The sequence below is a fragment of the Mycobacterium sp. genome (genome assembly GCF_019247615.1).
Classification (GTDB): Bacteria; Actinomycetota; Actinomycetes; order Mycobacteriales; family Mycobacteriaceae; genus Mycobacterium.
Genome location: NZ_JAFBAT010000259.1, coordinates 1 through 3,986, shown reverse-complemented (window position 1 = coordinate 3,986; position 3,986 = coordinate 1). Strand labels below are relative to the sequence as shown.

Here is a 3,986-nt window from a genome sequence, read left to right as displayed (position 1 = left end):
CGACCTCGACCGGGTGGCGGATGCGCTCGACGGCCTCGGCGGATGACCGCGACAGCGGATTACGAGCGGATGACGGCGGATAAACGGCGGATAAACCGGTCGCGCTGCAGGAGGGGGATCGCAAGGCAGGCGGCTGAAAATCGTGTGACCTGCACTGATTCTGGTGGTCCCGGCTGGGATCGAACCAGCGACCTTCCGCGTGTGAAGCGGACGCTCTTCCACTGAGCCACGGGACCGGCGCCGAGGGGCGAACGAGGTCGAAGACTAGCACGAGTCGGACTTCGCTGAACGCGCCACATGCGTCGCGAGGCGACGCTAGCCTAGAGCCGCAACGCAACCGAAAGATTTGTGTGCGCCCGCTCAGGTGGACTATCGTCGTCCTTCGCGACGCGCGACGATCTCGCCCGTTGCGCGCGGACGTAGCGCAGTTGGTAGCGCATCACCTTGCCAAGGTGAGGGTCGCGGGTTCGAATCCCGTCGTCCGCTCGAAGGTGCAATAGCATCAATCCCCCGCGGTGGAGTGGCCGAGTGGTGAGGCAACGGCCTGCAAAGCCGTGCACACGGGTTCGATTCCCGTCTCCACCTCCAGGTTCGAACCCCAAAGCGCGATTAGCTCAGCGGGAGAGCGCTTCCCTGACACGGAAGAGGTCACTGGTTCAATCCGAGTATCGCGCACCAGCTTTCGCAATGCTCGAAGCCCGGCCCCTTGGATCAAGATCGGAAGGGCACACCCGACCGACCAACCGCTGAGCCATCACCGGCCCCGTGCCGTCGGATGGGCGGTTTTCCGCCAACCGGCCGGGGCAGACCGCGCCGATGGACGACACGGGATACAGCGCGGGATTCTGGGTATGCCGTTCTCATTGCCCGGGCACCCCGGGCATGAAGACGCCGGGCATCAAACTCCGCTGTTGCAAGGAGGCGCGCCAATTGACCACCCAGGATCCGGGGCAGATTCAGCTGCTGGCCGCCCAGTCCGCAATGCTCGTCACGCGGCTACGCGATGACGAATACCTGCTGTACGACCTCGACACCAACCACCTGATTTTGGGCAGCCGGTCCGGCCAGCACACGACCGGAGTCCCCCTGGAACAAATCAGGAAGTATTTGGAAAAGTTCGCAAGTTGGTGAGGTCGACGGGGCAGAGCCCAGCCCCGGCGCACACCGATCCGAAGGACGGCTCTGGCTGCCGCGCCCGCGCCGGGGCTTGTTGTCATCCAGGGTGAGGTCCTACGGCCCTAACGCGCGGCGTGCCGGAGACGGACTCTTGAGTGCGTGAACGCCTGGAGTTATGACGGCGGGCTGGGCTTGGCGCAGCCCGCCGCTGGCGCTCAGCGGTTGGACGACGATGAGGCGATGCGGCTACTGGCCGGCATCAGCTACGGGCGCGTCGTGTTCACCATCAAATCACTTCCTGCGATTCGCCCGGTCAATCATGTTGTGGACGAAGGCCGGATCATCATCCGCACCCGACTCACGGCCGCCATCTCCACGGCCGTGCGGTCCAACGGCGGCGTCGTGGTCGCCTACGAGGCCGACAGTATCGACCTGCAGTCTCACACGGGATGGAGCGTCGTCGTCACCGGCCGCGCGCGCACCATCACGGACCCCGATCAGGCCGGGCGCTACGAGCAACTGCTGCATCCCTGGATAAACCACGCCGACACCGTCGTGGCCATCGAGCCGGAGATCGTCACGGGCATCCGCATCATTGCCACCGACGGGTAGGGCCAACTTCCGCCTAGCGCGCCGCGGCAAGCAAGATCGCAGTCACGCGGCTCGACGACATCGACACATCTCGGCGCGCAGAATGGCGGCCATGGACCACACAGAGCACCTCGGTATTGACGTATCGCTCTTCTGCCCTGCACACCATCACATCGGTAACCTCATCAAGCCTTCGTCCCACATCGGCTACCAACCGAGAGGCGGACAACTGGCGGCATGGCCGCCGCACCAGACGGACATGTGGTGGGAGGTCAGGTGCCCCGACGGCTGCCCCGGCGTCTTCGGCGGTGCTGTCGAGCCGATCCGCCAAGAGGTGAACAGGCTCGCCGACGACCCCAAGCGGACCAACGCCCACTACACGCTGAAGCAGGTGGGCTGAACTCGGCGCTCGGCACACGCGCGGCCGGCCGGCCTTGACTCGCGGGAATGCCGGTGGGACAACTGGCGGTGTGACGCGGGTAGTGGATTCCGACCAGCACCTCTACGAGAGCCGCTCGATGTGGGCGGATTACATCGACCCGACGGTACGCGACGAAGCGCTGAGCCTGGTCGATGACGAACTCGGCTACACCTGGCTCAACTGGCGCGGCGCTCACCTCGCCCTGGCCGACGTCCACCTTCCCGGCAACACCGCGTCCTGCGGGGAGCACCGCAAACGCCAACGGGCCGGGGAACCTGCCTCCTATCGGTACGACGACGCCCTGCCCGACGCCTATTGGCAACCCGCCGCGCGCCTTGGCTGGCTCGACGCCGCGGGGGTCGATGAGGCGGTGGTGTTCCCGAATTTCGGACTGCTCTGGGAGCGGCGCCTCGCGCCGTCCCTCCCGGCGATGACCGCCAACATGACGGCCTGGAATCGGTGGTGCGCGGCGGTCCGGGCTGACGGCGCCGGACGACTTCACCCGGTCGCACATCTGACGTTGCGCGACCCGGAGTGGCTCGAGGCCGAGCTCGACGCCCTGGCCGGTTCCGGCGTCTCGCTGGCCATGATCGGCGCCGGCCCGGTGGACGGCCGGCAACTCTCACACCCCGCCCACAACCGGATCTGGTCCGCGTTCGTCGACCACGCCATCACGCCGGTGTTCCACGTCGCCGACCAAGTGCGGGTCTTCGACGACTGCTGGTATCAGGACGATCCCGAGCATGACCTGGTGCCCGCCACCGAGGCGGTATTCCTGTGGGTGCCGCCGGCACTGGCGTTGTCCGACCTGATCCTGCACGGCGTCTTCGACCGTCATCCACGTCTTCGGTTCGGTGTGGTCGAGCTCAGCTCCGCGTGGGTGCCGCAGTTTCTGCTGATGCTGGACGGTGCGTCGGCGTTCACCACCCAGCTCAACGGCAAGCCGGTGGCGGACCTGTCCCGGCGACCGAGCGAGTACTTCCTCGACCACGTGCGGGTGTCGTCCTTCTCCTACGAGAATCCCCGGCAGCTGACCGAGGCCGCCGGCGACGTGTTCATGTTCTGCAGCGACTATCCCCATTCCGAGGGGACCGCGACGCCGTTGGCGGACTATCGGCGGACGGGCTGCCAGGAGCCGGAGATGCCCGGCCTGTTCCACACCAACGTCGACGCGTTGCTCAGCCGATAGCCGGCCCCGCGGTGATACTCGCCGTCGATCTCGGCAAGACGCGCTGCCGGGCGGCGGCGGGCGGTCGGACGGTCGAGGGGCCGGGGGCGCCGGGGCTCGCGACGCCTGGCGGCGTGCGGGCCGCGCAGGCGGCCATCCTGGCCCTGGCCGGCGATTTAGCGCGCGAGCTCGGACCGGTCGACGACGTGATCGTGGGCGCCGCGGGGGCGATGGCGGCGCCGGACGCGGCCCGCGCACTGGGCGATGCGCTGCTGGCCACGCTGGGAGCCGAACGCGTCGCGGTGAGCAGCGACGCCGTGATCGCACACGCGGGTGCGCTCGACGGTCGGCCAGGGGGTGTGCTGATTGCGGGTACCGGCGTCGTGGCGATCGCGATCGACGCGGACGGGACGCTGCGGACCGCCGACGGCTGGGGCCCGTGGCTGGGCGACGAGGGCGGCGGCGCGTGGATCGGCGCCGCAGGGCTGCGCGCGGCGCTGCGCGCCCACGACGGCCGCGGCCCCTCCACCACGCTGCTCGACGCCGCCCGCGCCCACTTCGGCGCGCCGGAGACCTGGCCCGCGCAGCTCACCGATGCGGCCGGGCTCGCATCGTTCGCGCCCGACGTCCTCGCCGCAGAGGGCGACGCCACGGCGCGTGCGATCGTCGCCGCGGCCGCCGAGGCGCTCG

General features: G+C 68.5%; 5 protein-coding genes and 4 tRNA genes. 8 read left to right on the top strand and 1 reads right to left on the bottom strand.

Annotation, left to right across the window (positions count from 1 at the left end; all coding sequences use genetic code 11):
* Positions 1-161: 161 nt before the first annotated feature.
* Positions 162-236, bottom strand: a tRNA-Val gene (locus tag JO059_RS17915).
* A 177-nt stretch (positions 237-413) separates the two neighbouring features.
* Between JO059_RS17915 and JO059_RS17910 the strand changes: the two genes are divergently transcribed.
* The 8 genes from JO059_RS17910 to JO059_RS17875 form a co-directional block, all read left to right on the top strand.
* Positions 414-486 (top strand) — tRNA-Gly (locus JO059_RS17910).
* Between the two features lie 28 nt (positions 487-514).
* A tRNA-Cys gene (locus tag JO059_RS17905) sits at positions 515-588 on the top strand.
* 15 nt (positions 589-603) lie between these two features.
* Positions 604-678 (top strand) — tRNA-Val (locus JO059_RS17900).
* A 138-nt stretch (positions 679-816) separates the two neighbouring features.
* Positions 817-1,131: a hypothetical protein gene (locus tag JO059_RS17895; protein WP_293321084.1), complete on the top strand. Its 315-nt coding sequence runs from the start codon at positions 817-819 to the stop codon at positions 1,129-1,131.
* A 171-nt stretch (positions 1,132-1,302) separates the two neighbouring features.
* Positions 1,303-1,728: a pyridoxamine 5'-phosphate oxidase family protein gene (locus JO059_RS17890; protein WP_293321086.1), complete on the top strand. Its 426-nt coding sequence runs from the start codon at positions 1,303-1,305 to the stop codon at positions 1,726-1,728.
* A gap of 91 nt (positions 1,729-1,819) precedes the next feature.
* Entirely contained in the window at positions 1,820-2,107 is a 288-nt protein-coding gene (locus JO059_RS17885) for a hypothetical protein (protein ID WP_293321082.1), read from the top strand.
* Positions 2,108-2,177: 70 nt separating this feature from the next.
* A complete protein-coding gene (locus JO059_RS17880; protein WP_293321080.1) occupies positions 2,178-3,317 on the top strand; it encodes a hypothetical protein in 1,140 nt (379 codons plus the stop codon).
* Between the two features lie 11 nt (positions 3,318-3,328).
* The coding region (locus JO059_RS17875) for a BadF/BadG/BcrA/BcrD ATPase family protein (protein WP_293321078.1) at positions 3,329-3,986 on the top strand (658 nt) is incomplete at its 3' end.